At 69.9% G+C, this 24,310-nt stretch carries 21 protein-coding genes and 1 tRNA gene; 13 read left to right on the forward strand and 9 right to left on the reverse strand.

Going from position 1 to position 24,310, the window contains the following annotated elements; translation table 11 throughout:
• Nucleotides 1-12: 12 nt before the first annotated feature.
• Together ACKTSN_RS32510 and ACKTSN_RS32515 are read right to left on the reverse strand one after the other, a co-directional pair.
• Nucleotides 13-1,230 (reverse strand): alpha/beta hydrolase, encoded by a 1,218-nt coding sequence (locus ACKTSN_RS32510; protein ID WP_409472373.1) that lies wholly within the window; start codon nt 1,228-1,230, stop codon nt 13-15.
• A 70-nt stretch (nt 1,231-1,300) separates the two neighbouring features.
• Nucleotides 1,301-1,966: a TetR family transcriptional regulator gene (locus ACKTSN_RS32515; RefSeq protein WP_409474979.1), complete on the reverse strand. Its 666-nt coding sequence runs from the start codon at nt 1,964-1,966 to the stop codon at nt 1,301-1,303.
• Nucleotides 1,967-2,088: 122 nt separating this feature from the next.
• Between ACKTSN_RS32515 and ACKTSN_RS32520 the strand changes: the two genes are divergently transcribed.
• Both ACKTSN_RS32520 and ACKTSN_RS32525 read left to right on the forward strand, forming a co-directional pair.
• A complete protein-coding gene (locus tag ACKTSN_RS32520) occupies nt 2,089-3,708 on the forward strand; it encodes an MFS transporter (protein ID WP_409472374.1) in 1,620 nt (539 codons plus the stop codon).
• Between the two features lie 279 nt (nt 3,709-3,987).
• The gene (locus tag ACKTSN_RS32525; RefSeq protein ID WP_409472375.1) at nt 3,988-4,296 is read left to right on the forward strand and encodes a small hydrophobic protein; all 309 of its coding nucleotides are present in this window, start codon (nt 3,988-3,990) and stop codon (nt 4,294-4,296) included.
• 144 nt (nt 4,297-4,440) lie between these two features.
• On the opposite strand, the gene ACKTSN_RS32530 is transcribed toward ACKTSN_RS32525, so the two are convergent.
• Together ACKTSN_RS32530 and aceE are read right to left on the reverse strand one after the other, a co-directional pair.
• Nucleotides 4,441-5,202: a potassium channel family protein gene (locus ACKTSN_RS32530; RefSeq protein WP_409472376.1), complete on the reverse strand. Its 762-nt coding sequence runs from the start codon at nt 5,200-5,202 to the stop codon at nt 4,441-4,443.
• 98 nt (nt 5,203-5,300) lie between these two features.
• Nucleotides 5,301-8,048 carry a pyruvate dehydrogenase (acetyl-transferring), homodimeric type gene (aceE, locus tag ACKTSN_RS32535; RefSeq protein WP_409472377.1) on the reverse strand — a complete coding sequence of 916 codons (2,748 nt, stop codon included), beginning with the start codon at nt 8,046-8,048 and terminating at the stop codon, nt 5,301-5,303.
• Nucleotides 8,049-8,438: 390 nt separating this feature from the next.
• Here aceE and ACKTSN_RS32540 point away from each other — a divergent pair, with 390 nt between their 5' ends.
• The 6 genes from ACKTSN_RS32540 (at nt 8,439) to ACKTSN_RS32565 (ending at nt 12,908) form a co-directional block, all read left to right on the forward strand.
• Entirely contained in the window at nt 8,439-8,876 is a 438-nt protein-coding gene (locus ACKTSN_RS32540) for a DUF3052 domain-containing protein (protein WP_165396382.1), read from the forward strand.
• Between the two features lie 141 nt (nt 8,877-9,017).
• Nucleotides 9,018-9,476 carry a peroxiredoxin gene (locus ACKTSN_RS32545; protein ID WP_224733500.1) on the forward strand — a complete coding sequence of 153 codons (459 nt, stop codon included), beginning with the start codon at nt 9,018-9,020 and terminating at the stop codon, nt 9,474-9,476.
• A 114-nt stretch (nt 9,477-9,590) separates the two neighbouring features.
• Nucleotides 9,591-10,166: a calcium homeostasis/redox stress adaptation protein gene (locus tag ACKTSN_RS32550; protein ID WP_409472378.1), complete on the forward strand. Its 576-nt coding sequence runs from the start codon at nt 9,591-9,593 to the stop codon at nt 10,164-10,166.
• A 107-nt stretch (nt 10,167-10,273) separates the two neighbouring features.
• On the forward strand, nt 10,274-10,849 hold the full coding sequence (locus ACKTSN_RS32555; RefSeq protein ID WP_409472379.1) for a TerD family protein: 576 nt from the start codon (nt 10,274-10,276) through the stop codon (nt 10,847-10,849).
• Nucleotides 10,850-10,906: 57 nt separating this feature from the next.
• A complete protein-coding gene (locus tag ACKTSN_RS32560; RefSeq protein ID WP_409472380.1) occupies nt 10,907-12,049 on the forward strand; it encodes a DUF475 domain-containing protein in 1,143 nt (380 codons plus the stop codon).
• A 121-nt stretch (nt 12,050-12,170) separates the two neighbouring features.
• Nucleotides 12,171-12,908: a TerD family protein gene (locus ACKTSN_RS32565; RefSeq protein ID WP_409472381.1), complete on the forward strand. Its 738-nt coding sequence runs from the start codon at nt 12,171-12,173 to the stop codon at nt 12,906-12,908.
• A 163-nt stretch (nt 12,909-13,071) separates the two neighbouring features.
• Here ACKTSN_RS32565 and ACKTSN_RS32570 read toward each other — a convergent pair whose 3' ends face one another.
• Nucleotides 13,072-13,965 (reverse strand): TerD family protein, encoded by an 894-nt coding sequence (locus tag ACKTSN_RS32570; RefSeq protein ID WP_409472382.1) that lies wholly within the window; start codon nt 13,963-13,965, stop codon nt 13,072-13,074.
• Between the two features lie 206 nt (nt 13,966-14,171).
• Here ACKTSN_RS32570 and ACKTSN_RS32575 point away from each other — a divergent pair, with 206 nt between their 5' ends.
• The 3 genes from ACKTSN_RS32575 (at nt 14,172) to ACKTSN_RS32585 (ending at nt 18,810) form a co-directional block, all read left to right on the forward strand.
• The gene (locus ACKTSN_RS32575) at nt 14,172-15,341 is read left to right on the forward strand and encodes an HpcH/HpaI aldolase/citrate lyase family protein (protein ID WP_409472383.1); all 1,170 of its coding nucleotides are present in this window, start codon (nt 14,172-14,174) and stop codon (nt 15,339-15,341) included.
• Nucleotides 15,342-15,433: 92 nt separating this feature from the next.
• Complete coding sequence (locus ACKTSN_RS32580; RefSeq protein ID WP_409472384.1) at nt 15,434-17,998, forward strand: phosphoribosyltransferase; 2,565 nt, start codon at nt 15,434-15,436, stop codon at nt 17,996-17,998.
• Complete coding sequence (locus tag ACKTSN_RS32585) at nt 17,998-18,810, forward strand: HAD family hydrolase (RefSeq protein ID WP_409472385.1); 813 nt, start codon at nt 17,998-18,000, stop codon at nt 18,808-18,810. Before ACKTSN_RS32580 ends, ACKTSN_RS32585 begins: the two co-directional genes overlap by 1 nt.
• Before the next feature lie 30 nt (nt 18,811-18,840).
• Here ACKTSN_RS32585 and ACKTSN_RS32590 read toward each other — a convergent pair whose 3' ends face one another.
• The 4 genes from ACKTSN_RS32590 to ACKTSN_RS32605 form a co-directional block, all read right to left on the reverse strand.
• The gene (locus ACKTSN_RS32590) at nt 18,841-19,059 is read right to left on the reverse strand and encodes an FmdB family zinc ribbon protein (protein WP_129800854.1); all 219 of its coding nucleotides are present in this window, start codon (nt 19,057-19,059) and stop codon (nt 18,841-18,843) included.
• A 9-nt stretch (nt 19,060-19,068) separates the two neighbouring features.
• Nucleotides 19,069-19,653: a DUF4383 domain-containing protein gene (locus tag ACKTSN_RS32595; protein ID WP_409472386.1), complete on the reverse strand. Its 585-nt coding sequence runs from the start codon at nt 19,651-19,653 to the stop codon at nt 19,069-19,071.
• Between the two features lie 140 nt (nt 19,654-19,793).
• On the reverse strand, nt 19,794-21,188 hold the full coding sequence (locus ACKTSN_RS32600) for a hypothetical protein (RefSeq protein WP_409472387.1): 1,395 nt from the start codon (nt 21,186-21,188) through the stop codon (nt 19,794-19,796).
• Nucleotides 21,189-21,262: 74 nt separating this feature from the next.
• Nucleotides 21,263-22,093: a DUF4097 family beta strand repeat-containing protein gene (locus ACKTSN_RS32605; protein WP_409472388.1), complete on the reverse strand. Its 831-nt coding sequence runs from the start codon at nt 22,091-22,093 to the stop codon at nt 21,263-21,265.
• 366 nt (nt 22,094-22,459) lie between these two features.
• On the opposite strand from ACKTSN_RS32605, the gene ACKTSN_RS32610 reads away from it, so the two are divergent.
• The gene (locus ACKTSN_RS32610) at nt 22,460-24,205 is read left to right on the forward strand and encodes a hypothetical protein (protein WP_409472389.1); all 1,746 of its coding nucleotides are present in this window, start codon (nt 22,460-22,462) and stop codon (nt 24,203-24,205) included.
• Nucleotides 24,185-24,259: transfer RNA gene (locus ACKTSN_RS32615), tRNA-Val, on the forward strand. The genes ACKTSN_RS32610 and ACKTSN_RS32615 overlap by 21 nt, the downstream gene beginning before the upstream one ends.
• The last annotated feature ends 51 nt before the right edge of the window (nt 24,260-24,310 follow it).

The raw sequence follows: 24,310 nt of genomic DNA on the forward strand, positions 1-24,310 counted from the left end.
TTTCTTGCGCCTCTACGCGCGTCCGACCGCTGTGGTGCCGGACAAACCCGCCCGGCACGTGCCGGCATCGTCGGCGCAGTCCACCGCGCGGTACGCGCCAACCCCGATCTCGGCGAAGTTGGCGAGGCTCTGCGTGCCCGGTTCGAAGTAGCCGGCGTGCCCCTCGGCGCCGCGCGCCGACAGCACCCGCGCCCCGAACGCGGTGGACACCGGGTCGGCGCCGTGCCCGAGACCGCCGAACTCCATGTACGGCACGTCCTGGATCCAGTCGTCGGCGTCCCGCATCGCCCACACCTGCGCCGAGGTGCGCAGGTGCGAGGCCGTCGCCGCTCGCATGCCGGGACTGCCGGCCACCGCTATGTCGGCGACCCGGCGCGGCAGCGTGTGCGCGGCGACCCCGCACACCACGGAGCCGTAGCTGTGGCAGAACAGCGAAACCGGCGACCGGCCGGGCAGCGCGCGCACCATCTCGTTCAGCCGGACCGCGCCGTCCTCGGCGCGCATCGCGGTGGCCGCGTCCATGCCGATGCCGCTGGGCGCGGTGTAGTCGGCCCAGGCGATCACGGCCGTGCGGGTCGAGGGGCTCGCCGCGCGTTCGGCCGCGTACAGGGACTTCGCCATGCCGACCGGCGCCGAGTATCTGCGGTGGGTGCGCTGGAAGGTGAGCAGGTCGGTGTCGACGCCGGGGACGACGACGGAGACCCGCCGGGCCTTCGTCAGATTGCCGAAGACCTCGGCGATCCGGCCCGAGCCGGCCGGGTCGAAGGCGAGGATGTGCCGGTCGGCCCTCATGAGCGACGCGAAGCGGTGCATACGCCGGCCCGCCTCCTGCTGCCCGGTGAGACTGAGCCGGTTGTCGTGCATGCGCTTGAGTTCGACCTTGCGGGCCTGGTCGAGCGCGATGCGGTTGGCGCGGTAACGCAGCCGGACAGGGGCGCCGTTCATGTTGCCGACCGCCAGTGGATAGCGGTGGGCGAGGTGGGCGCGCTGCCGGTCGGTGAGCGAGGCGAAGAAGCGGGCCAGCCGGGCGGGTGCGGCGTCCGGGTCCGGCAGCCGGTGTCCGTCGAGGCTGCCGTGCTCCCAGGCGGAGAGCGAGGCCTGCAACGGCGACTGGGACCGCCCGCTGCGCAGGGCGGTCCAGCCGGTGGTCGCCAGCATCACGAACACCACGGCCAGGGCGAGCAGTGCGCGCCAGACGCTGAGTGAGGGAGAGGTGTCGAAGGAAGTCACTGGGAGGACACACTAGGAGAACGAGAGGGTCTCGCGTGAACCGAGTGACGCGGATCACGTTTGGGTAAAGTCACGCTCCTTGAGGCGCACGCCAGTTGCCGACCAGCGCCGGCCCCACCTGATCGAGGTACGTGGCCGTCAGCGCGCGCATCGCGTCCAGGCTGAAGTCCGCGCCCGTGCTCCACTGACGTTCCGTCACCCGCATCACCCCGCTGAAGACGGCCACCGCCACCCGCGGTCGTGGATCGGCGTCCACGTCGAGGCCCTCGCGCTCCGCGATCAGCAGCGCCATCTGCTCCTCCGTCTCCGCGAAGTGGCGCAGATGCGCGGCGAGCAGCACGGGCGTCGACTCGATCACCTGGTACATCCGCAGATACTGCTCGATCGGAGCGACGGACTCGACGACCGCGCTGAGCGTGTCCCACCCCTCCATGACGGCCCGGCGCATCGCCTCCATCGGCGGCTCGTGCGCGGGGCGGGCGCGCACCGCGTCGAGGAAGTGCGCCACCGTCATCGCCTCCAGGGCGAGGGCGGCGTCCTCCTTGCCCGAGAAGTAGCGGAAGAAGGTGCGGGGCGAGACGTCGACGGCCGCGGCGATGTCGTCGACGGTCGTGTGGTCGTACCCGCGCGTGGTGAACATCTCGACCGCGGTGCGCAGCAGTGCGTCCCGGGTTCGCCGCTTCTTCAGTTCGCGCAGTCCCGGCCGGGTCGCCGATGCCGTGCCCGCACTGTTCACCGTGTCCACCAGGCCTTTCCTCGAACTGTTTTCCCGGTTCAGGCTATATGGGAGTGACGTGGCAGTCACTGACTTGTGAACTGGTTTGTCAACTGTCAGAGGCTGACACTAACCTCGAACACATGACTAGTCAGGCCACCATCGACAAGACGGGGCCGGGGGACAAGGCACCATCAGCCCCGTCGGATCCGGCGCCGGCCAAGGGCCTGCGCGGCCATCCCTGGCTCACCCTGATAACCGTCGCCGTGGGCGTGATGATGGTGGCCCTCGACGGCACCATCGTGGCCATCGCCAACCCGGCCATCGCCACCGACCTCAAGGCCAGCTGGGCCGAGGTCCAGTGGATCACCAACGCCTACTTCCTCGCCCTCGCGGTCTCCCTGATCACCGCGGGCAAGCTCGGTGACCGCTTCGGCCACCGGCAGACCTTCCTCATCGGCGTGGTCGGCTTCGCCGCCGCCTCGGGAGCCATCGGCCTGTCCGACTCCATCGCCGCGGTCATCACCTTCCGCGTGTTCCAGGGTCTGTTCGGCGCCCTGCTGATGCCGGCCGCGCTCGGCCTGCTGCGCGCCACCTTCCCGGCCGAGAAGCTCAACATGGCCATCGGCATCTGGGGCATGGTCATCGGTGCCTCCACGGCCGGCGGCCCGATCCTCGGCGGTGTCCTGGTCGAGCACGTCAGCTGGCAGTCGGTGTTCTACATCAACGTGCCGGTCGGCATCCTCGCCCTCGTCCTGGGCCTGCTCATCCTGAACGACCACCGCGCGGAGAACGCCCCGCGCTCCTTCGACCTGCTCGGCATCGGCCTGCTCTCCGGCGCGATGTTCTGCCTGGTCTGGGCGCTCATCAAGGCCCCCGAGTGGGGCTGGGGCGACGGACAGACGTGGACCTTCATCGGTGTGTCCGCGCTGGGCTTCGCCTTCTTCGCCCTCTGGGAGAAGAAGGTGCGGGAGCCGCTGATCCCGCTGGGCCTGTTCCGCTCGGTCGCGCTGTCCGCCGGTGTCGTCCTGATGGTCCTGATGGCCATCGCGTTCATGGGCGGTCTGTTCTTCGTGACGTTCTACCTCCAGAACGTGCACGGCATGAGCCCCATCGATGCCGGTCTGCACCTGCTGCCGCTCACCGGCATGATGATCGTCGGCTCGCCGCTCGCCGGCGCGATGATCACCAAGGTCGGCCCGCGTGTCCCGCTGGCCGGCGGCATGGCGCTCACCGCGATCGCCATGTACGGCATGTCCACCCTGGAGACGGACACCGGCAGCGGCATCATGTCGCTCTGGTTCGCCCTGCTCGGCCTGGGTCTCGCGCCGGTCATGGTCGGCGCCACCGAGGTCATCGTCGGCAACGCCCCGATGGAGCTCTCCGGTGTGGCCGGCGGTCTCCAGCAGGCGGCGATGCAGATCGGCGGCAGCCTCGGTACGGCCGTCCTGGGCGCCGTCATGGCCTCCAAGGTCGACAGCGACCTCCCCGGCAACTGGGCGGACGCGGGCCTTCCGGAACTCACCCCGGCCCAGGAGGCGCAGGCCGCCGAGGCCGTCCAGCAGGGCGCCGCTCCGGTCGCGCCGGGCACGCCGGACGCCATCGCCGCGAAGATCACGGACGTCGCCCACGACACCTTCATCTCCGGCATGAGCCTGGCATCCCTGGTCGCCGCCGGAGTTGCCGCGGTGGCGGTTCTGGTCGCCTTCCTGACCAAGCGCGGCGAGAACGCGGAGGCGGGCGCGGGAGCCGCCCACATCTGACGCGGGATCAACAGGGGTCTCCCTGGCCCCTGTTTCCCCTATCAGAGTGACAACTCTAAAGATTCCGCCCACCTGGCACACGCCGCAGTTCACAGTGGCTCGAGCCCTTCGGACGGCATGTTCCCGTGGCAAGTTCGTGCGACTTCGTACGACGAGGAGGGCGGCCTGGGGCTGCGGCGCGCTGCTGGAGGGGGGTGGCGCGCCGGCAGACCTGATTGAGGCGCGCATGGCGGGTACTCGCCTACCGAACCCGAACAGCCCGGATGATCCAGGGAGTTGATGATGGCGGGCTTCGGACAGGGAACGCGCAGGTACCCCCGCTCACGTGGCCGGACGTGGTCACGGACCGGGCCGGATCGCGCGACGCTCGGAATCATCGGTGCCATCTGTGCGATCGCCGGTTTCTTCGTGCTGGGAATCTTCCTCGGCCCGGTGGCGATCGTCTGCGGCTGGCTTTCCATGGGCCGCACATGGACCGGCTCCCGCTCGGTCCCGGCCCTGATCGCCGTCGTCCTGGGCACCATCGACACGCTCCTGGCGATCATCTGGCTGTCCGGAGCGACCACCCCGGGCACCGGCATGTTCTGAGCCGGGGGGGGTGAGGAGGGGCCTCCGGCGTCGCCGCCGGAGGCCCCGTCGGTCCGCGGGCATTCGTGCGTCCCCCTCTGGGGGAGGCACCCCGTCAGCGCCGGGCTGCGCGCCCCACCTCCGGCACCAACGCCGGTCAGCCGGTCAACGCCGCTGGTCCTCCCCAACCGGTTGCGGAACCGCCGACCCGGACAACATCGCAACCTCCGCCCGCAACGCCCGGACCTCCTCCGTCAACGCCGCGATCGCCTCCGTCTGCCGCCGCTCCTCCACATCGTCCCTCTCGAACCGGGAGATGAACCATGCGGCGATGTTCGCCGTCACCACACCCAGCAGCGCGATCCCGGACAGCATCAGCCCCACCGCGAGCAACCGCCCCACCCCGGTGGTCGGCGCATGATCCCCGTACCCCACGGTCGTCATCGTCGTGAACGACCACCACACCGCGTCACCCAGCGTCCGGATGTTCCCGCCGGGAGCGTCCCGCTCCACCGACAGCACGGCCAGCGACCCGAACATCAGCAGCCCGATCACCGTGCCGGCCACATACGTCGTCAGCCGTATCTGCGTGGCCATCCGCGCCCGCCGCCCCACCAGCAGCAACGTGGACACCAGCCGCAGCAGCCGCAACGGCTGAAGCAACGGCAGGATCACCGCACACAGGTCCAGCCAGTGCCGTCGTACGAACGCCCGGCGATCGTGCGCCAGCACCACCCGCACCCCGTAGTCCGCCGCGAACGCGCCCCAGACCACCCACTCGATCGCCAGACAGGCGACCTCCGTCGAACGGCTCGGCGAGCCGTCCACGATCGGCACGGCATAGGCGACGGCGAACACGACGGCCAGCGCCAGCAGCGGTCTCTGGGTTCGCCGCTCCCACCGCTCCTGCGCCGATTGCTCCTTCATGTCCGCATCGTAAAGAACCCGCCGGGCCGGTGAACGCGCGAGGGCGGCGGAGCCGGAAACCACAGCCCCACCGCCCTCGAAGCAGACCTGTCGAGGGCCTACGCGTCGCCGCCCGCGACCCCCGGATCGGCCGCCGCGACGTCGAGGAGCTGGTACCGGTCGATCGCCTGCTTCAGCACCGACCGGTCGACCTTCCCCTCCTTCGCCAGCTCGGCCAGCACCGCCACCACGATCGACTGCGCGTCGATGTGGAAGAACCGCCGCGCCGCCCCGCGCGTGTCGGCGAAGCCGAAGCCGTCCGCACCCAGCGACTGGTACGTCCCCGGCACCCACCGCGCGATCTGGTCCGGAACCGACCGCATCCAGTCGGACACGGCCACGAACGGCCCCTCCGCATCGCTCAGCTTCCGCGTCACGTACGGCACCCGCTGCTCCTCCTCGGGGTGCAGCAGGTTGTGCTCCTCGCAGGCCACGGCCTCGCGCCGCAGCTCGTTCCAGGAGGTCGCCGACCAGACGCCGGCCTTCACGTTCCACTCCTCGGCGAGGATCTGCTGCGCCTCGACCGCCCACGGCACCGCGACACCCGAGGCCATGATCTGCGCCGGGATCGACCCCGACGTGCCCTCGCTGAGCCGGTGGACGCCCTTGAGGATGCCCTCGACGTCCACGTTCTCCGGTTCGGCCGGGTGCTGGATCGGCTCGTTGTAGACGGTGAGGTAGTAGAAGACGTCCTCGCCCTGCGGGTGCTCCTCGTCGCCGCCGTACATCCGGCGCAGACCGTCCTTGACGATGTGCGCGATCTCGTACGAGTACGCCGGGTCGTACGCCACACAGCCCGGGTTCGTCGAGGCGAGCAGCTGGGAGTGGCCGTCCGCGTGCTGGAGACCCTCACCGGTCAGCGTCGTACGTCCGGCGGTCGCGCCCAGGACGAAACCGCGCGCCAGCTGGTCGGCCATCTGCCAGAACTGGTCGCCGGTGCGCTGGAAACCGAACATCGAGTAGAAGACGTACACCGGGATGAGCGGCTCGCCGTGCGTGGCGTACGCCGAACCCGCCGCGACCAGCGACGCCGTGCAGCCGGCCTCGGAGATGCCGTCGTGCAGCATCTGCCCGGTCGGCGACTCCTTGTACGCGAGCAGCAGGTCCCGGTCCACAGCCTCGTACTGCTGGCCCAGCGGGTTGTAGATCTTCGCGCTCGGGAAGAAGGAGTCCATTCCGAAGGTGCGGTACTCGTCCGGCGCGATCAGCACGAACCGCTTGCCGATCTCCTTGTCCCGCATGAGGTCTTTGAGGAGCCGGACAAAGGCCATGGTCGTCGCGATGGACTGCTGGCCCGAGCCCTTCTTCACGGTCGCGTACGTCTTGTCGTCCGGCAGCGCCAGCGGCTTCGACCGCACGACCCGCGTCGGGACGTACCCGCCGAGCCCCTTGCGCCGGTCGTGCATGTACTGGATGTCCTCCGAGTCCCGGCCCGGGTGGTAGTACGGCGGCAGGCCGGACTCCAGGTCCTTGTCGGCGATCGGCAGGTGGAGGCGGTCCCGGAAGCGCTTGAGGTCGTCGACCGTCAGCTTCTTCATCTGGTGCGTGGCGTTGCGGCCCTCGAAGTTCGGGCCCAGCGTCCAGCCCTTGATCGTCTTGGCCAGGATGACCGTCGGCTGCCCCTTGTGCGCCTTGGCCGCCGAGAACGCCGCGTAGATCTTCCGGTGGTCGTGGCCGCCGCGGCCCAGCATCAGGATCTGGTGGTCGGTCATGCCCTCGACCATCGCGCGCAGCCGGTGGTCGTCGCCGAAGAAGTGGTCGCGGATGTAGGCGCCGGTCTCGGTCGCGTACGTCTGGAACTGACCGTCCGGCGTGGTGTTCATCTTGTTGACCAGCACACCGTCGCGGTCCTGCGCGAGCAGCGGGTCCCAGGTGCGGTCCCAGATCAGCTTGACCACATTCCAGCCGGCGCCGCGGAAGACCGACTCGAGCTCCTGGATGATCTTGCCGTTGCCCCGCACCGGGCCGTCCAGGCGCTGCAGGTTGCAGTTGACGACGAAGGTGAGGTTGTCCAGGCCCTCGCGGGCGGCGATGGACAGCTGGCCGAGTGATTCCGGCTCGTCCATCTCGCCGTCACCGAGGAAGGCCCACACATGCGAGTTGGAGGTGTCCGCGATCCCGCGCGCGTGCATGTAGCGGTTCATCCGCGCCTGGTAGATCGCGCCGATCGGGCCGAGGCCCATGGAGACCGTCGGGAACTCCCAGAAGCCCGGCATCGAGCGCGGGTGCGGATAGCTGGACAGCCCGTACGGCGCCTTGGACTTCTCCTGCCGGAACCCGTCCAGGTGCTGCTCGCTGAGGCGGTCGAGCAGGTACGCGCGCGCGTAGATGCCCGGGGAGGCATGCCCCTGGAAGAAGACCTGGTCGCCGCCGTCGCCCTCGTCCTTGCCGCGGAAGAAATGGTTGAAGCCGACGTCGTAGAGGGAGGCGGAGGACGCGAACGTCGCGATGTGGCCGCCGACTCCGATGCCGGGCCGCTGGGCCCGGGAGACCATGACGGCCGCGTTCCAGCGGGTCGCGTTGAGGATCTTGCGCTCGATCTCCTCGTTGCCCGGGAAGAACGGCTCGTCCTTGGTGGCGATGGTGTTGACGTAGTCCGTGCTGCGCATCTCGGGCACGGCCACGCGCTTCTCGCGGGCCCGCTCGATCAGCCGCAGCATCAGATAGCGGGCCCGCTCACGGCCGCGCTCGTCGATGGCGGCGTCGAGGGAGTCGAGCCACTCCTGGGTCTCCGCGGGGTCGAAGTCAGGAACCTGACTCGGAAGGCCGCCAATGATGATCGGATTGCGATCGGATCCGGAAGCCACGCTGTTCCTTACCTGTCAGAGGGGCTGTCTGAGGGCCGGTTTTCGTCTGTGTGCCTGCACCGATCCCCATCGTGTACCTCGGGACCGCAAACGTCATCTCTACCGAGAGGTAATCGAGACGTTCGTCTGCTCTCGGCGCAAAGCCATGTGAATTTCGTACCCATGGACGGTTCCCAAACGTACAAAAGGGGGCAGATAGGTGTGGTGTGTGTCACCCTCGATCACAGTGCCATGCCTGGAGTTGCGGCGACACGGCCGGGATCGTCACCGTTTAGGCGGCCCGAACCGCCGGGTACTTGCGCGATCCGCCCCGCCCGTGTGGACTACGGCCAATGCTTCGCGCACGCGCGTGGCTGAGATATTCATCAAGACATGATCAGGAGGCAACCCGTGAGCGCGACCGCGGACCACGCGGAGGAGCGGACGAACCCTGCCGCCAGGCTGGGGTTCCAGCCCGGGCAGGTGGTCCAGGAGATCGGCTACGACGACGACGTCGACCAGGAGCTCCGCGAGGCCATCGAGGAAGCCATCGAGGGCGATCTGGTGGACGAGGACTACGAGGACGTGGCCGACGCCGTCGTGCTGTGGTTCCGTGACGACGACGGCGACCTGACGGATGCGCTGGTGGATGCCACCACGTACATCGAGGAAGGCGGCGCGATCCTGCTCCTCACGCCGAAGACCGGCCGTACGGGATACGTGGAGCCGAGCGACATCTCGGAAGCCGCGACCACGGCGGGACTGACGGCGTCCAAGAGCGTCAGCGTCGGCAAGGACTGGAGCGGCAGCCGCCTGGCGACGCCCAAGGCCGCGAAGTCCAAGCGGTGACCGTTCGTTGAACGTCAGGACGGGCTGAACGGCCTCGTCCTCGAACGCCGGACGGGCTGGTCGGTCAGCCCGTCCGGCGCTTCTTCGGTGACCTCTGCGTAGGGTGGGCCCACCCGAACAGCCCCACCGAAGGGATGCACGATGGCCATCCAGGTCGGCGACAAGGCGCCCGACTTCGAGCTGAAGGACAACCACGGCCGGGACGTGAAGCTCTCGGACTTCCGCGGTGAGAAGAACGTGGTCCTGCTCTTCTACCCCTTCGCCTTCACCGGCGTGTGCACCGGCGAGCTGTGCGAGGTCCGGGACAACCTCCCCAAGTTCGAGGACCGCGACACCCAGGTGCTCGCCGTCTCCAACGACTCCATCCACACCCTGCGCGTCTTCGCCGAGCAGGAGGGCCTGGAGTACCCCCTGCTGTCGGACTTCTGGCCGCACGGCGCCACCTCGCGCGCGTACGGCGTGTTCGACGAGGACAAGGGCTGCGCGGTACGCGGCACCTTCGTCATCGACAAGGACGGCGTCGTCCGCTGGACCGTCCGCAACGGGCTCCCGGACGCCCGCGATCTGAACGAGTACGTCAAGGCGCTCGACACCCTGTGATTCTTCGGTTCAAGGCCCTACGAGGGCCGGGAACCCGTCACTAGGATCGACTCGTTTGACCCGATAGCAACGCACGACGGGGCTTCCCGCCCCCGGACACCAATGGAGGGACTCGTGGGAGTCAGCCTCAGCAAGGGCGGCAACGTATCGCTGACCAAGGAGGCCCCGGGCCTGACCGCGGTCATCGTCGGTCTGGGGTGGGACGTGCGCACCACGACCGGCACGGACTTCGACCTCGACGCGAGCGCGCTGCTGCTGAACAATTCGGGCAAGGTCAGCAGTGACCAGCACTTCATCTTCTTCAACAACCTGAAGAGCCCGGACGGCTCGGTGGAGCACACCGGCGACAACATCACCGGTGAGGGCGAGGGCGACGACGAGCAGATCAAGGTCAACCTCGCCGGCGTCCCCGCCGACATCGAGAAGATCGTCTTCCCGGTGTCCATCTACGACGCCGAGAACCGCCAGCAGTCCTTCGGCCAGGTCCGCAACGCGTTCATCCGCGTCGTGAACCAGGCCGGCGGTGCGGAGATCGCGCGGTACGACCTCAGTGAGGACGCCTCGACCGAGACCGCCATGGTCTTCGGCGAGCTGTACCGCCACGGCGCGGAGTGGAAGTTCCGCGCCATCGGCCAGGGTTACGCCTCCGGCCTGCGCGGCATCGCGCAGGACTTCGGCGTGAACGTCTGAGCCACGCCCCCACCGCAAGGTCCTGTCCGGCGCCGCGCGTTTGCGTGCGGCGCCGGACGTGCAGGACAACCACATCAGGCAGCAGCACCCAGGGGAGGACCAGCATCATGGGCGTCACGCTCGCCAAGGGGGGCAACGTCTCCCTGTCCAAGGCCGCGCCGAACCTCGCACAGGTGATGGTCGGGCTCGGCTGGGACGCGCGTTCCACCACCGGAGCCCCGTTCGACCTCGACGCCAGCGCCCTGGTGTGCAGCAGCGGACGGGTGCTGGGCGACGAGTGGTTCATCTTCTACAACCAGCTCAAGAGCCCGGACGGCTCGGTGGAGCACACCGGCGACAACCTCACCGGTGAGGGCGACGGCGACGACGAGTCGATCCTCATCGACCTCTCCAAGGTGCCCGCCCAGTGCGACAAGATCGTCTTCCCGGTCTCGATCCACCTGGCCGACGAGCGCGGCCAGACCTTCGGCCAGGTCAGCAACGCCTTCATCCGGGTCGTCAACCAGGCCGACGGCCAGGAGCTCGCCCGCTACGACCTCAGTGAGGACGCCTCCACGGAGACCGCCATGATCTTTGGCGAGGTCTACCGCTACCAGGGAGAATGGAAGTTCCGTGCGGTAGGACAGGGGTACGCGTCGGGGCTGCGGGGGATCGCTCTAGACTTTGGGGTCAACGTTTCGTAAAGCCGGGTACGGCGCGGGGGAGACCCGTATACCCGTACACAAGGGATTGGGTAGCCAGTGGTTCTGAAAACCTTCGGCTGGTCGTTCGCGGTCACCGCGCTCGGCCTAGTCGCGGCGGTCTTGTACGGGGGGTGGACCGCCTTCGGCATCGTGGCGATCCTCTCCATCCTCGAGATCTCGCTGTCCTTCGACAACGCAGTGGTCAACGCCGGAATCCTGAAGAAGATGAACGCCTTCTGGCAGCGCATCTTCCTCACCATCGGCATCCTGATCGCCGTCTTCGGTATGCGGCTGATCTTCCCCGTCGTCATCGTCGCCGTCAGCGCACAGCTCGGTCCGATCGAGGCCGTCGACCTCGCGCTGACCGACAAGGACCGTTACCAGGAGCTCGTCACCGACGCCCACCCGGCGATCGCGGCCTTCGGTGGCATGTTCCTGCTGATGATCTTCCTGGACTTCATCTTCGAGGACCGGGAGATCAAGTGGCTGGGCTGGCTGGAGCGGCCGCTGGCCAAGCTGGGCAAGGTCGACATGCTGTCGGTCTGCATCGCGCTGATCGTCCTGCTGATCACCTCGATGACCTTCGCGACCCACGCCCATCTGCACGCCGGGCCCGCCAACAAGGCGGAGACGGTACTGCTGTCCGGCGTCGCCGGCCTCATCACGTACATGATCGTCGGCGGTCTCTCCGGCTACTTCGAGGACAAGCTCGAGGAAGAGGAGGAGCGCGAGCACGAGGAGGAGGAAGAGGCCAAGCGCACGGGCAAGCAGAAGCCCGCAGTGCTGCTGGCCGGCCAGGCCGCCTTCTTCATGTTCCTCTACCTCGAGGTGCTGGACGCGTCCTTCTCCTTCGACGGCGTGATCGGCGCCTTCGCCATCACCAACGACATCGTGCTGATGGCGCTCGGCCTCGGCATCGGCGCCATGTACGTCCGGTCGCTGACCGTCTACCTGGTCCGCCAGGGCACCCTCGACGAGTACGTCTACCTGGAGCACGGCGCCCACTACGCGATCGGTGCGCTCGCGGTGATCCTGCTGATCACCATCCAGTACGAGATCTCCGAGATCATCACCGGCCTGGTCGGTGTCGTGCTGATCGCCGCCTCCTTCTGGTCCTCGGTGCGCCGCAACCGCGCGCTGGCGGCGGCCGAGGGAGAAGCGGGCTCGGACGAGAAGACTGAGGTCTCGTCCAGGGTGTGACACCCCTCCGGGTGAGGAACGCTCTGTGCGGGGCGGTCATCGAGGACGGATGGATGTCCTCGACGGCCGCCCCGCCGGTCTGTCAGGCGCATGTGTGGGGCAAGCGAATGTGGGGGCGGAAATGGGCTTGTTGGACGGGCTCTGGCGCGGACGCGCAGCCGAGTTCGACTCGGGCAACGCGGCCACCAACGCGATCGAACTGACCAAACGGCACAGCCAGGTGTCCCTCACCAAACAGGGGGCGGCGACCGGGCATCTGCGGATCAACCTGGCGTGGCGGATGCGCAGCTCCGACATAGGCGGGCCGCAGCGGGAGAGTCTGCTGCGGCACCCGTTCAAGGCGCTCAAACCGCCGGAGGTCGTGGGCCACAGCCAGAGCATGGTCAACGTCGACCTCGACCTGGGGTGTCTGTACGAGCTCCAGGACGGCACAAGGGGCGTGGTCCAGCCCCTCGGCGGCTACTTCGGTGACGTCAACGCCCCGCCCTACGTCAAGCTCAGCGGCGACGACCGCTTCGGCTCGGCGTCGGGCGAGACGATCTACGTCAACCTGGACCACCGCGAGGCGATCAAACGCCTCCTGGTCTTCGTCTACATCTACGACCAGACCCCCGCGTTCGACCGCACCCACGCCATCGTGACCCTCTACCCCAGCAACGGCCCCCGCATCGAGATCGGCCTCGACGAACGCCACCCCCAGGCCCGCTCCTGCGCCGTCGTGATGATCGAGAACGTCAAGAACGAGGTGTGGGTCCGCCGCGAGGTGAAGTTCGTGTACGGCTTCCAGGCGGAGCTGGACCGGCTGTACGGGTGGGGCTTGCAGTGGGGACGGGGCCACAAGACGAAGCCACAGCGCTGAGGGACGGTTGGGCAGCGCCCCGAAGGGGCGCGGGGCTGTTTCGATATGCGGCTACCGCCGCGATGGGGGTCCCCCCGCTCGAGCGAAGCCGAGAGTGGGGGAGCGACCAGCCACGACGGCGCGGCAGGCGATGGACGGCACATCGCGGCACCCAGCGGAGCGCTCAGCGCCCGATGAACTGCGGCCCCTGCGGCGGCAGCCGGAAGTCGGGGTCCGGTGCGGCGGCCGGCACCGGTACCGGTGGCGGATATCCGTACCCGGACTGCGCGGTCGCCGGAGCGGGCTGCGGATACCCGTAGGCAGGCTGACTGGTCGGCTGCGGATACCCGTACGCCGGCTGACTCGCCGCCGCCGCGGGCTGCTGCTGCGGATACCCGTACGCAGGCTGCGCGGTCTGCGGCGGTACGACCGTCGTCGGCTGCTCCGGGGGCAGGGGACGCGACACCTCGGGTGCCGGCCGGTGCGCCGGAGCGGACGTGGTGTCGGCGGCCGGGGCAGGCTCCTGCGCGGCCTCCGACTCGTCCACCGAGATCCCGAAGTCCGTCGCCAGCCCCTTGAGCCCGTTCGAATACCCCTCGCCGAGCGCGCGGAACTTCCACCCCTCGCCCCGCCGGTACAGCTCACCGCAGATCAGCGCGGTCTCCTCACCGGTCTCCGGCTTGACGTCGAAGTAGGCCAGCGGCTCACCGTCGGGCGCAGCCGCGTCGTACAGCAGAATGCGCAGTGTCTGTACGCAGTCGAACGCGACGCCGTCCGCCGAAGCGACCAGCAGAATCTGGCTGACGTCGGACTCGACACCGGAGAGGTCTGTCTGGATCGTGTCGGTCAGGCCTTCGGTGACCCGTTTCTTGCCGAGCCGCCAGACCTTCCCGGAGGGGTGCCGGGGCTGGTTGTAGAAGACGAAGTCCTCGTCGGAGCGCACACGACCGTCGGGGCCGAGGAGCAGCGCCGAGGCGTCGACATCCGGGACCCCCTGCCCGGGCGTCCAGCGCAGCACGGCGCGCACCGTCGTGGCTTCGAGCGGGACGTTCGACCCCTTCAGCATCGCGTGCGTCATGCGGTCATCCTGCCCTCTCCGTCCTGGGCACGACAACGCGGGGTCGGGGTTCCGGGACCGCCCCGCAGTGCCGTCGACATGGCCCTGCTTGCCCTGCGTTACCTGAAATTCATGCCCAGCGGGAACCCCTGACATGGCCTTCTACGTACTATTACCGGCCACCTTTACTCGGCACATCGGCCGCTCAGTCACCACAGGGGAGCTTTATGCGTCATTTCGGGCACATCGCCCCTGAGGTGCGGCAGCGCCTCTTCCATCAGGAGCCGTGCGACTTCACCGCCGGCTCCCCGGCCCGGCTGCTCTCCGCGGCCCTGGGCGCCACGCTGTACAGCCCGGCGACCCGCCCTCGGCTCGCCGACGACATCGTCAAGCAGACCGGACGCGGCGTGGTCTCGATGGTGCTGTGCCTGGAGGACTCGATCGACGACGCGGACGTCGGCGCGGGCGAGGAGAACCTCGTCCGCCAGTTCACCGAGCTCGCCGGCCGCGCCGACGACAACGATCTGCCCCTGCTGTTCATCCGCGTCCGCACCCCCGGGCAGATCCCCGACCTGGTCCGCCGCCTCGGCCCCGCCGTCCGGCTGCTGTCCGGATTCGTACTGCCGAAGTTCACGGAGGAACGCGGCATCCCCTTCCTGGAGGCCGTGGCCACCGCAGAGGCGGCGAGCGGGCAGCGGCTTTTCGCCATGCCGGTGCTGGAGTCGCCCGAGCTGCTGTACCGGGAGTCGCGGGTCGAGACCCTGGAGGGCATCTCCCGGGCCGTCGACAAGTACCGCGACCGCGTGCTCGCGCTGCGCCTCGGTGTGACGGACTTCTGCTCCTCGTACGGGCTGCGCAGACCCCCCGACATGACCGCCTACGACGTCCAGATCGTCGCCTCCGTGATCGCCGACGTGGTGAACATGCTGGGACGGGCCGACGGCACCGGATTCACGGTGACCGGGCCGGTGTGGGAGTACTTCCGGGTGCAGGAACGCATGTTCAAGCCCCAGCTGCGGCGCAGCCCCTTCCTGGAGGGACAGGCCGAGGAACTGCGCGAGGCGCTGATCGAGCACGCCATGGACGGGCTGCTGCGGGAGATTACGCTGGATCAGGCCAACGGTCTGCTCGGCAAGACCTGCATCCATCCCTCGCACGTGCTGCCGGTGCACGCTCTGTCGGTGGTCAGTCACGAGGAGTTCAGCGACGCCCAGGACATCCTGCGGCCGGAGCGGCTGGGCGGTGGCGTGCTGAGGTCGGCGTACACGAACAAAATGAACGAGGTGAAGCCGCACCGCGCCTGGGCCGAGCGGACGCTGCTGCGCGCCGAGGCGTTCGGCGTGGCCAACGAGGACATCGGTTTCGTGGAACTGCTGGCCGCGGGAATCCCCGGCTGATGCCGCCGGAACCCGCCGAAACATCTGAAATCCCCGAAACCGCCGATACCGTCGAACGCAAGGTGCCGAACACCGGTGAACACAAGGAACGCATGGACAAGGCAGTGAACAACGGGGACAACCGAGCCGACGGGAACGGGACCTGGTCCGGGACCTGGGTCGCCGAGCGGCTCGGCGTCGAACTCGCCGGCGACGACACGCTGGCCGACCTGCTGGGGCTCGCCCTGCGACGCAACCCCAAGCGGGCGCACCTGCTCGTGTCGAACGTGCTCGGCAAGCACGTACCGCAGTCCCCGTCGGTCGTCTACGGCTCCGGGTTCGCCCTCGGGCGGAGGGTCCGGGAGCTACTGGGGGACGCCGGGGCGAGCGCCGCGGTCGTCGTCGGGTACGCGGAGACGGCCACCGGGCTCGGCCACGCGGTCGCCGACGGCCTCGGCTTCGCCCCGTACCTGCACTCCACCCGGCGCCCCGTGCCCGGCGTCGCGCAGGCCGGCGGCTTCGAGGAGTCCCACTCGCACGCCACCTCCCATCTGCTGCTCCCCGAGGACCCGGAACTGCTCGCCGGGGACGGGCCACTGGTCCTGGTCGACGACGAGTTCTCCACCGGCAACACCGTCCTCAACACCGTGCGCGCCCTGCACGAGCGCTATCCCCGCGACCGGTACGTCGTCGTCGCCCTGGTCGACATGCGCTCGCCCATCGACCAGGACCGCCTCGCGGAGCTCGCGGACGAAATAGGCGCCCGCGTGGACCTCGTCGCCACGGCCCAGGGGACCGTACGCCTGCCGGACGGCGTACTGGAAAAGGGCCAGGCCCTGGTCGCCGAACACGAACAGACGGACGCGGGGCCGACAGGCGCCGGTGCTGACCAGCGGACGGGCGGCGCCGTCACTCGGGTCGATCTGCGCTGGCCCGCCGGGGTGCCCGACGGTGGCCGGCACGGCTTCACCGCCGCCCACCGCAGGCGCCTGGAGGCCGCTCTCCCCGCCATGGGCGCCCGCCTCGCGGAGGCCCTGCCGCCGGGCGCCCGGCGCGTGCTGGTCCTCGGCTGCGAGGAGCTGATGTACGCGCCGCTGCGCCTCGCCCGCGAGCTGGAACACCTCGTCCCGCTCGCCGACATACGGTTCTCCACCACGACCCGCTCGCCCGTCCTCGCCGTCGACGACCCCGGCTATGCCATACGCACCCGCCTGGTCTTCCCGGCGCACGACGACCCGGCCGACGGTCCTGGCGAGCGCTACGCCTACAACGTCGCGGGCGGCGGTTTCGACGCCGTCGTCGCCGTCGTCGACTCGACCGCCGACACCCCCGCCCTGCACGCACCCGACGGGCTCCTCACCCAGCTTGCCGCCCACACCCCGCACGTCCTGCTCGCGGTCGTACCGTCGTACGTTCCCGAGGCCGCGCATGCCTCCGAAAGGCCCGCCATGCTACCCGAGCCCCTTCGTGGCCCCGCCTTCTCCTCGTACGCGCCCGAAGAGGTCGGCTGGCTGCTGCAGGACCTGTCGGACGTCACGCTGGAAGCACCCACCGAGGAACGCGAAGAGGCCATCCAGAGCGGCGGTGCGCACTACGCGGAGTCCCTGCCGGTGGAGTACCAGCCCAGCGAGCAGTACCAGGAGCTCTTCCACGCCGCCCTGGAGACTTCCGCGGCGCGCATCGCCCACGCCGTGGGCGTGGTCACCGAGACCGTCCTCGCCGAACTCCCCCAGTCTCGGCTTCTCCCCCACTCTCGGCTTCGCTCGAGCGGGGGGACCCCCATGAGCGGGGGGACCCCCATCCCGCGCCCGGTCCTGGTCTCGCTGGCCCGCGCGGGCACACCCGTCGGCATCCTGATGCGCCGCTGGGCGCAGCACCGGCACGGCCTCGACCTGCCCCACTACGCCGTGTCCATCGTGCGTGGCCGCGGCATCGACGCCAACGCGCTGCGCTGGCTGGCCGCCCGGCACGACCCGCGCGACGTCGTCTTCGTCGACGGCTGGACGGGCAAGGGCGCCATCACCCGCGAACTGGCCGCGGCACTGCGCGAGTTCGAGGAATCGGAAGGCGTCACCGGCTTCGACCCGGAGATCGCCGTGCTCGCCGACCCCGGCTCCTGCGTCCGGACCTACGGCACCCGCGAGGACTACCTCATCCCGTCCGCCTGCCTCAACTCCACGGTGTCCGGCCTGATATCGCGCACCGTGCTGCGAGCCGACCTGGTGGGCCCGAACGACTTCCACGGCGCCAAGTTCTACCGCGAACTCGCCGGCGCCGACGTCTCCACGGCCTTCCTCGACGCCGTCTCCGCCTGCTTCGACGAGGCCGCGGCCGCGGTCGACGCCGCCGTCAAGGAACTGCTGGCCGCCGACCGCACCCCGACCTGGGAAGGCTGGGCGGCCGTCGAGCGCATCAGCGAGGAGTACGGCATCCACGACGTCAACCTCGTCAAGCCCGGCGTGGGCGAGACCACGCGGGTCCTGCTGCGCCGCGTGCCGTGGAAGATCCTGGCCCGCGCCGACGCCGGCCCCGACCTGGACCACGTCCGGCTGCTCGCCGAGCAGCGAGGGGTACCGGTCGAGGAGGTCGCCGAGCTCCCCTACACCTGCGTGGGGCTGATCCATCCCAAGTACACGCGCGGCGCGACGGGCGCCGACGGAAGGGCGGTGGCTGTCTGATGCCGGTGCTGGTGGCGAGCGACCTCGACCGTACGCTCATCTACTCCGCGGCGGCCCTGTCGCTGACCATGCCGGACGCGCGGGCGCCACGGCTGCTGTGTGTCGAGGTGCATGAGAGCAAGCCGCTCTCGTACATGACCGAGACGTCGGCGACGCTGCTCGCGGACCTCGCCGACTCCGCGGTCTTCGTGCCGACCACGACCCGCACCCGCAAGCAGTACCACCGCATCAACCTCCCTGGCCCCACGCCGAAGTACGCGATCTGCGCGAACGGCGGGCACCTGCTGGTGGACGGGGTGTCGGACCCCGACTGGTACGCGCGCGTGACGGCCCGCCTGGCCGACGAGTGCGCGTCGCTGGCCGAGGTGCAGGAACATCTGCTGAGGGCCGCGGATCCGGTCTGGGTGCGCAAGCACCGGGTCGCCGACGACCTCTTCGCCTACCTCGTCGTCGAGCGCGAGCTGCTCCCCGAGGACTGGGTGAAGGAACTCGCGGTGTGGGCGGAGAACCGCGGCTGGACGGTCTCCCTGCAGGGCCGCAAGATCTACGCCGTGCCGAAGCCGCTCACCAAGAGCGCGGCCGTGCAGGAGATAGCCCTCCGCACCGGCGCCGACCTCACGCTCGCCGCGGGCGACTCCCTCCTCGACGCCGACCTGCTGCTCGCGGTGGACAAGGGCTGGCGTCCGGGGCACGGCGAGCTGGCCGACAGCGGGTGGAGCGCGCCCGACATCACCTCTCTTCCCGAGCGGGGTGTACTGGCCGGGGAGCGCATCCTGCGCGAGTTCCTGCGGGCGTCCCGGGAGCGGCCGTAGGCGGTGGCGGCCCGCGTCAGGGCAACGCCGTCAGCCGCAGCAGCCTCCGCCACAGCACCCGCCCCCGCCGCCCGCTCGCGGAGCCGGCGCAGGGGCGGTGGCCGAGCCGCCCACCGCCACGGTCGACAGCAGCTTCACCGTGTCGTCGTGGCCCGTCGGGCAGGTGGCCGGGGCGGAGGACTCGGCCATGGGGCGGCTCAGTTCGAAGGTGTCGCCGCAGGTCCGGCAGCGGTACTCGTAGCGAGGCATACACACAGGTTAACGGGCGCTCTCCGGCGGCCGCCGGGATTCGTCGCGCGCCACGGCCGCTCCGCGCGCCCGCTCCCGCGGCTCCGGCTCGACCAGGTCGGGATGGCGGGCCCGCCAGTACGGGTTGTCGTGCGGCAGGGCCGAGCCGACCCTCCCGTACATCCCGAAGAACATCAGCACCACACCGAACACGAAGCTGAACAGCACGTTCTGGATGCGGAAGGCGAGGAAGTTGTAGTCCGTGTCCAGCAGCCCCAGGTTCAGAAAGCCGCTGAGGATGAAGGCGACGCCGACGATCATGTTGAGCGTCGAGGCGAAGTTCCCGCCGATCACCATGCCGACGAAGAGCAGCAGCCCCACGCAGATCGACAGGACGCTCAGCGCGCCGTTCGTGTTCAGGCCCGCGACCTGGTCCCCGCGGGTGTCGAAGAAGCCGACCTTGTCGATCAGGCCGAGGATGCCGAAGGCGATCAGCACCAGCCCCATCAGACCCGCGCCGACGCGGTAGACCTGGTTCAGGCGGTGGTCGACGGGAAGATGATCGTCGAACCGGATCCGCCGCCGTGTTCCCCCGTGCGCTGCGTGTGCGGCCATGTCCGCCTCCCTTGGGCGTGAGCGGAGGCCATACTTCCCTTTCCCTTCAATATCTGCCCGCTCTGCCCCGCCGGGCAACACGTTCAGGTCGTATCCGGGCCGCGTCCGGGCTCCACAGCAGGTCAGTGACCGGACTGCGCTCAGTGACCGGCGGCGCCCCCGCGTTCCTCCCGGATCTGCGCGACCACCCTGGCCACCGTCTGCCGCACCGCCTCCGTCTCGGTCAGGAAGTGCCAGTAGTCCGGGTGGCGGCCGTCCAGCGTGGCGATCGCCCGTTCCAGCCGGCCGACGGAGTCGTCCAGCGGGCGGGCGTGACGCGGGTCCGGGGTGTGGCGGCCGGCCATGGCCAGCCGCTGTGCATCCCGGATCGCGAACCGGGTCCGGTCGATCTCCTGCTGCGGGTCCTTCTGCACGGCGTTCAGCCGCTGCAGCCGGTCACCGGCGGCCGAGACGGCCTCGTCGGTGGAGTTCAGCAGTGCCCGTGCCGTCGACAGCAGGGCCGTCGCGTCCGGCCAGCGCTGGGCGTCGCGCGCGGCCTGCGCCTCGGTCAGCTTCAGCTCGGCCTGCCGTACGGTCTCGGCGGCCTGCCCGGGCACGTGCTGGAGGTCCTGCCAGCAGGCGAGGGTGAACCGCCGCCGCAGTTCGCTCAGCACCGGCTCCACCTGACCGGCCCGGGTGGTGAGGGCCTGCGCGCGGGTGCGCAGGGAGACCAGCCGGTGGTCGATCTCGGCGGCCCGCTCCGGCAGCCGTTCGGCCTCCGCGCGGATCGCCTCGGCCTCCCGGGCGACGCGCTCGGCCCGTTCGAGGGTCTGGGGTACGCCATGCTGTCCGGCGCCCTGGTTCAGCTTGGTCAGCTCCGGGGCGAGGGCGGCGAGACGGGCGGCGAGATCGTCCGCCCGCAGCCCTGATCCTCGTACCGTGTCAAGGGCGTTGGAGGCGGCGAGCAGCGACTGCCGGGCGCGTTCGACGGCGGGGGCCAGCCGGGCGAGCTGGGTCTCGGCCTTGCCGAGCAGCGGACCGAGCCCGTCCGCGAACCGGTCCAGGTCCTGCTTGACCCGGCCGAGCTCGTCCTTGGCCCGGGTCAGCTCGGTGCGGGCATGGCTGGCGGCCGAGGCCTCCAGGTCGTCGCGGTCGAGGTCGTGAGCGTCGACGGCATTGATGTAGCGGTGGCTGGCCTCGTCGATGCGGTGGCCGAGGGCCTCGAAGTCGGCGGCGGCGCGGCGGGCGGCGGGGGAGTCGTCGACGGCGGCGATCGTCTCGATCGAGATCCGTAGATCACGCTGGGCGGTGTCGAGCTCGTAGAAGGCAGCTGCGGCGGCGTCCTTGGCGGCCTGTGCCTCGGCACGCTGACTCTCGGCACGCCCGCCGAACCACCGCCGGGTGCCGCCACCGGCGAACGCGGCCGGCAGCGCGAGGACGGCGACCAGGGGCAGGCTCATGAGGGTGAGGGCGTCACGGACCGCGGCGGACACCTGCGGAGGGCGGTGCGCGCGCGGCATCGACGGCGATTCCGGCTGAGGTGGTGTCGCCGTCACATCCCTCTCCCGTGTTGTCATCCGCCCTGCCCGGTGTCATTCTCCCACCGGTTAAGGACGAACACACGGGCCTGTTAGTTCGCGGTCCGGACCGTGATTTTGCCGTCGCCGGTGCGGGCGGACACCACGTGGTCGCTGGAGTCGTCGCGGGGCACGGACACGTCGACCGCGCCGTCGCCGGTCTCGGTGCTCACGCGGTACGTGGCCCGGGGCAGCGAGACGGTGACGGAGCCGTCGCCGCTGCTGGACTCCACCAGGTCCGGTACGACGCCCAGTTCGAGCCGGGCCGAGCCGTCGCCGGTGTGGGTGCGGACCTCGCGGGAGCTGACGTCGGCGCGGACGGAGCCGTCGGCGGTACGCAGCTCCACCGGCCCGCTGGCGCCGCTGACATGCACGGAGCCGTCGCCACTGCGCACCTTCAGCGCCGCGGTCGTCTTCTCGACACGAACCGAGCCGTCGCCCGTACGAATGTTCAGGGCGTCCTCGAAGCCCCGGGCCCGTACGCTGCCGTCCCCGTTCTCGACCTTGACGTCGACGCCGCGTGGCACCTCGATGCGGTGCCTGGCCGAGCAGTCGGCGATGAACCCGGAGCACTTCAGCCGCAGCACCAGCCGGTCGTCCTCCATGGACCAGGTCACCTTGGGATCGCTGCCCGCAACGACCGAGCCCTCGAACCACCGGGTGACCTCGATACGGCCCGCCGGGTTGTCGTCCGCGGCGACGATCTCCAGGGCGGAGTCGTCGGAGTCGACGGTAAGGGTGGACCCCTGCAGCGAGAAGGACCGCTGCTCGGGATCCTTGTCCTCCCCGGCGGACGCCCCGCAGCCGGCGACCCCCGCGACGACGACCACAACGGCACCGGCGACAGCGGCCGCACGAGCGGAAACGGAAACGATACGGGCCATGAGGATCTCCCCCTGAGACGGACTGCGAGGTGCCCCGGTCCCGGCCTGTGGGTGCCGGGAAGGCGACTCCTCGACCGTAGGCACCGGGCCTGCACGGAGGGATCCGGACCGCTCCCGAATCCGGGGTGGGGTTATCCCCCCGCTCAGGGCACCCCGTATCCGCCGCCCGCTCCGCGATACGGGTTGGCGAGCGCTGATTCGGTTTGTTGGCCGTGGCTGGCCGGCGTACCCCTCGTCAGGGTGAACGGGGGCCGGTTTCCGGGATCCTGCGTGTGTCGGGAACGCATGATCGGTGGCGGTGACTGAGTTCGTGGTGGCCCGGGGAGGGGGAGGTCAATGGCACGTCGGCGGGGCAGGAAGCGTGCGGTGCGTACGATCGTGCCCCCGTTCACCGTGGCCGCGCCCTCGGGTGCCCGGATCCGGGACCGGCTGCGTGTCGATGTCGCGGAGGAGAAGGTCCTCACCCTGGTCGGGCAGCACCTGGGCCGTCATCAGCGGGCGGATCTCGCTGAGCGCGTTGCGATCGGCCTGGTGCCGGTGAAGGACAACCGGCGCGCCGAGCGGAAGAAGAGGCTGACGGCGGTGTCGTCGTCGCGCTGGGCAGGGGCAATGACCCGCGCCAGCGAGGACCAGTACCAGCTCAGCATGCGCTGCCTGTACGACGAGCGTGCCGGACTGCGCCGCGCCATCGGGAAGATCGCCCGTCGCCTCGCGGTGCCGTGCGGGCAGCGCACGGGCCGGGTACGCGGCTACCAGGACCAGTGCGAACGCTTCCAGAAGCAGCGCCGCCTGCAAGCACTCCAAGCCCGTCTTGCCGTGGTCGAGCAGCACATCGCCAAGGGACGGCCGTCCGTCGTCGTGGGCGGGCGCCGTCTGGCGAAGGCCCGGCACAACCTGGCGGATACCCAGCTCACGGCCGAGGACTGGCGCAAGCGGTGGGATGCGGCCCGGCTGTTCCTCACTGCGGACGGCGAGTCCGGTGCCCCGCACGGGAACTACACCATCACGGTGGATCCGGCGGACGGCAGCGTGACGATCGTGCTGCCCGAACCGCTCAGGCATCTCGCGAACGCACCATGCGGCCGCTACCGGCTGGCCTGCACCGTCGCCTTCCACCACCGGGGGGAGGAGTGGCTGGACCGTCTCACCGCGAACCAGGCCGTCCGCTACGACATCGTGCGCGACCCCGTACGCGGCCGCTGGTACCTCGACGCCTCGTGGTCAGCGCCCAAAACCATGGTGCCGTCGCCGCAGGAGATCCGGGCGTGCGCACAGCGTCTGCTCGCGGTCGACCTGAACGCCGACCGTCTCGCAGCGTACGTGCTCGACCCGCACGGCAACGCGGTCGGCGAACCCATCACCGTGCCACTGGAGTTGACCGGTGACGCGTCCCGGCGTGACGGCAGACTGCGGGCCGCGGTCACTTCGCTGATCGGGATGGCCCGGACACACGGCTGTACCGGGATCGCGGTCGAGAACCTGGGCTTCACCGACGCCCGGCAGACGGGCCGGGAGACGATGGGCCGCGGCCGGCGCGGCAAGGCCTTCCGCCGCACGGTGGCCGCTATCCCGACCGCGAGGTTCAGGGAACGGCTCCGCGGCATGGCCTACCACCAGGGGCTGGTCGTGGTCGCCGTGGACCCGGCCTGCACCTCTCGCTGGGGAGACGCGCACCGGCGAGGGCCCCTCGACGATCAATCGAATACTTCCGTCACCCGGCATCATGCGGCCGCGGTGGCGATCGGCAGACGCGCTCTCGGGCATCGGATCCGGCGTCGGCCAGGTGTGACCGCTCCCGACCGGAGGATCGGACAGCGGAGAGCTACCGGCCAGACCGTGTCCGTCCCGAGGGCGCGTGGGAGTGCGAGCCCACCCAGGAGAACGGGCGTGCCCTACGAGGGCGGTAAGACCCGGCAGTGCCGAAGTGACCAGCTCGTGCTGTTCCCCGCACCCAGGACCGTTCGGGGTGCACCCGGCGCCAGACGCCTCACATGTGGCCCGGAATGTGTTGATTCGGCCAACGCTGGCCACCAACGCCAGGAACGGTTTGCAGGACAGTGCCCCGGGCAAGGTAGGCTGTCGACTCGTCCTGGGCGCGTAGCTCAGCGGTAGAGCGCCGCCCTTACAAGGCGGATGTCGGCGGTTCGAAACCGTCCGCGCCCACCAGTTGCAGGACACGACGAAGGCCCAGGTCCGCCGGTAAGTAGCCGGAGGCCT

This window comes from Streptomyces flavusporus (assembly GCF_046267975.1).
Taxonomy (GTDB): domain Bacteria; phylum Actinomycetota; class Actinomycetes; order Streptomycetales; family Streptomycetaceae; genus Streptomyces; species Streptomyces flavusporus.

Coding starts and splice junctions, on each gene's coding strand:
- ACKTSN_RS32595 (WP_409472386.1), bottom strand. CDS start 19,653: ATGGCCGCACACGCAGCGCACGGGGGAACACGGCGGCGGATCCGGTTC.
- ACKTSN_RS32570 (WP_409472382.1), bottom strand. CDS start 13,965: ATGACGCACGCGATGCTGAAGGGGTCGAACGTCCCGCTCGAAGCCACG.
- ACKTSN_RS32530 (WP_409472376.1), bottom strand. CDS start 5,202: ATGAAGGAGCAATCGGCGCAGGAGCGGTGGGAGCGGCGAACCCAGAGA.
- ACKTSN_RS32575 (WP_409472383.1), top strand. CDS start 14,172: ATGCGTCATTTCGGGCACATCGCCCCTGAGGTGCGGCAGCGCCTCTTC.
- ACKTSN_RS32590 (WP_129800854.1), bottom strand. CDS start 19,059: ATGCCTCGCTACGAGTACCGCTGCCGGACCTGCGGCGACACCTTCGAA.
- ACKTSN_RS32545 (WP_224733500.1), top strand. CDS start 9,018: ATGGCCATCCAGGTCGGCGACAAGGCGCCCGACTTCGAGCTGAAGGAC.
- ACKTSN_RS32585 (WP_409472385.1), top strand. CDS start 17,998: ATGCCGGTGCTGGTGGCGAGCGACCTCGACCGTACGCTCATCTACTCC.
- ACKTSN_RS32565 (WP_409472381.1), top strand. CDS start 12,171: ATGGGCTTGTTGGACGGGCTCTGGCGCGGACGCGCAGCCGAGTTCGAC.
- ACKTSN_RS32525 (WP_409472375.1), top strand. CDS start 3,988: ATGATGGCGGGCTTCGGACAGGGAACGCGCAGGTACCCCCGCTCACGT.
- ACKTSN_RS32520 (WP_409472374.1), top strand. CDS start 2,089: ATGACTAGTCAGGCCACCATCGACAAGACGGGGCCGGGGGACAAGGCA.
- ACKTSN_RS32605 (WP_409472388.1), bottom strand. CDS start 22,093: ATGGCCCGTATCGTTTCCGTTTCCGCTCGTGCGGCCGCTGTCGCCGGT.
- ACKTSN_RS32580 (WP_409472384.1), top strand. CDS start 15,434: ATGGACAAGGCAGTGAACAACGGGGACAACCGAGCCGACGGGAACGGG.
- ACKTSN_RS32555 (WP_409472379.1), top strand. CDS start 10,274: ATGGGCGTCACGCTCGCCAAGGGGGGCAACGTCTCCCTGTCCAAGGCC.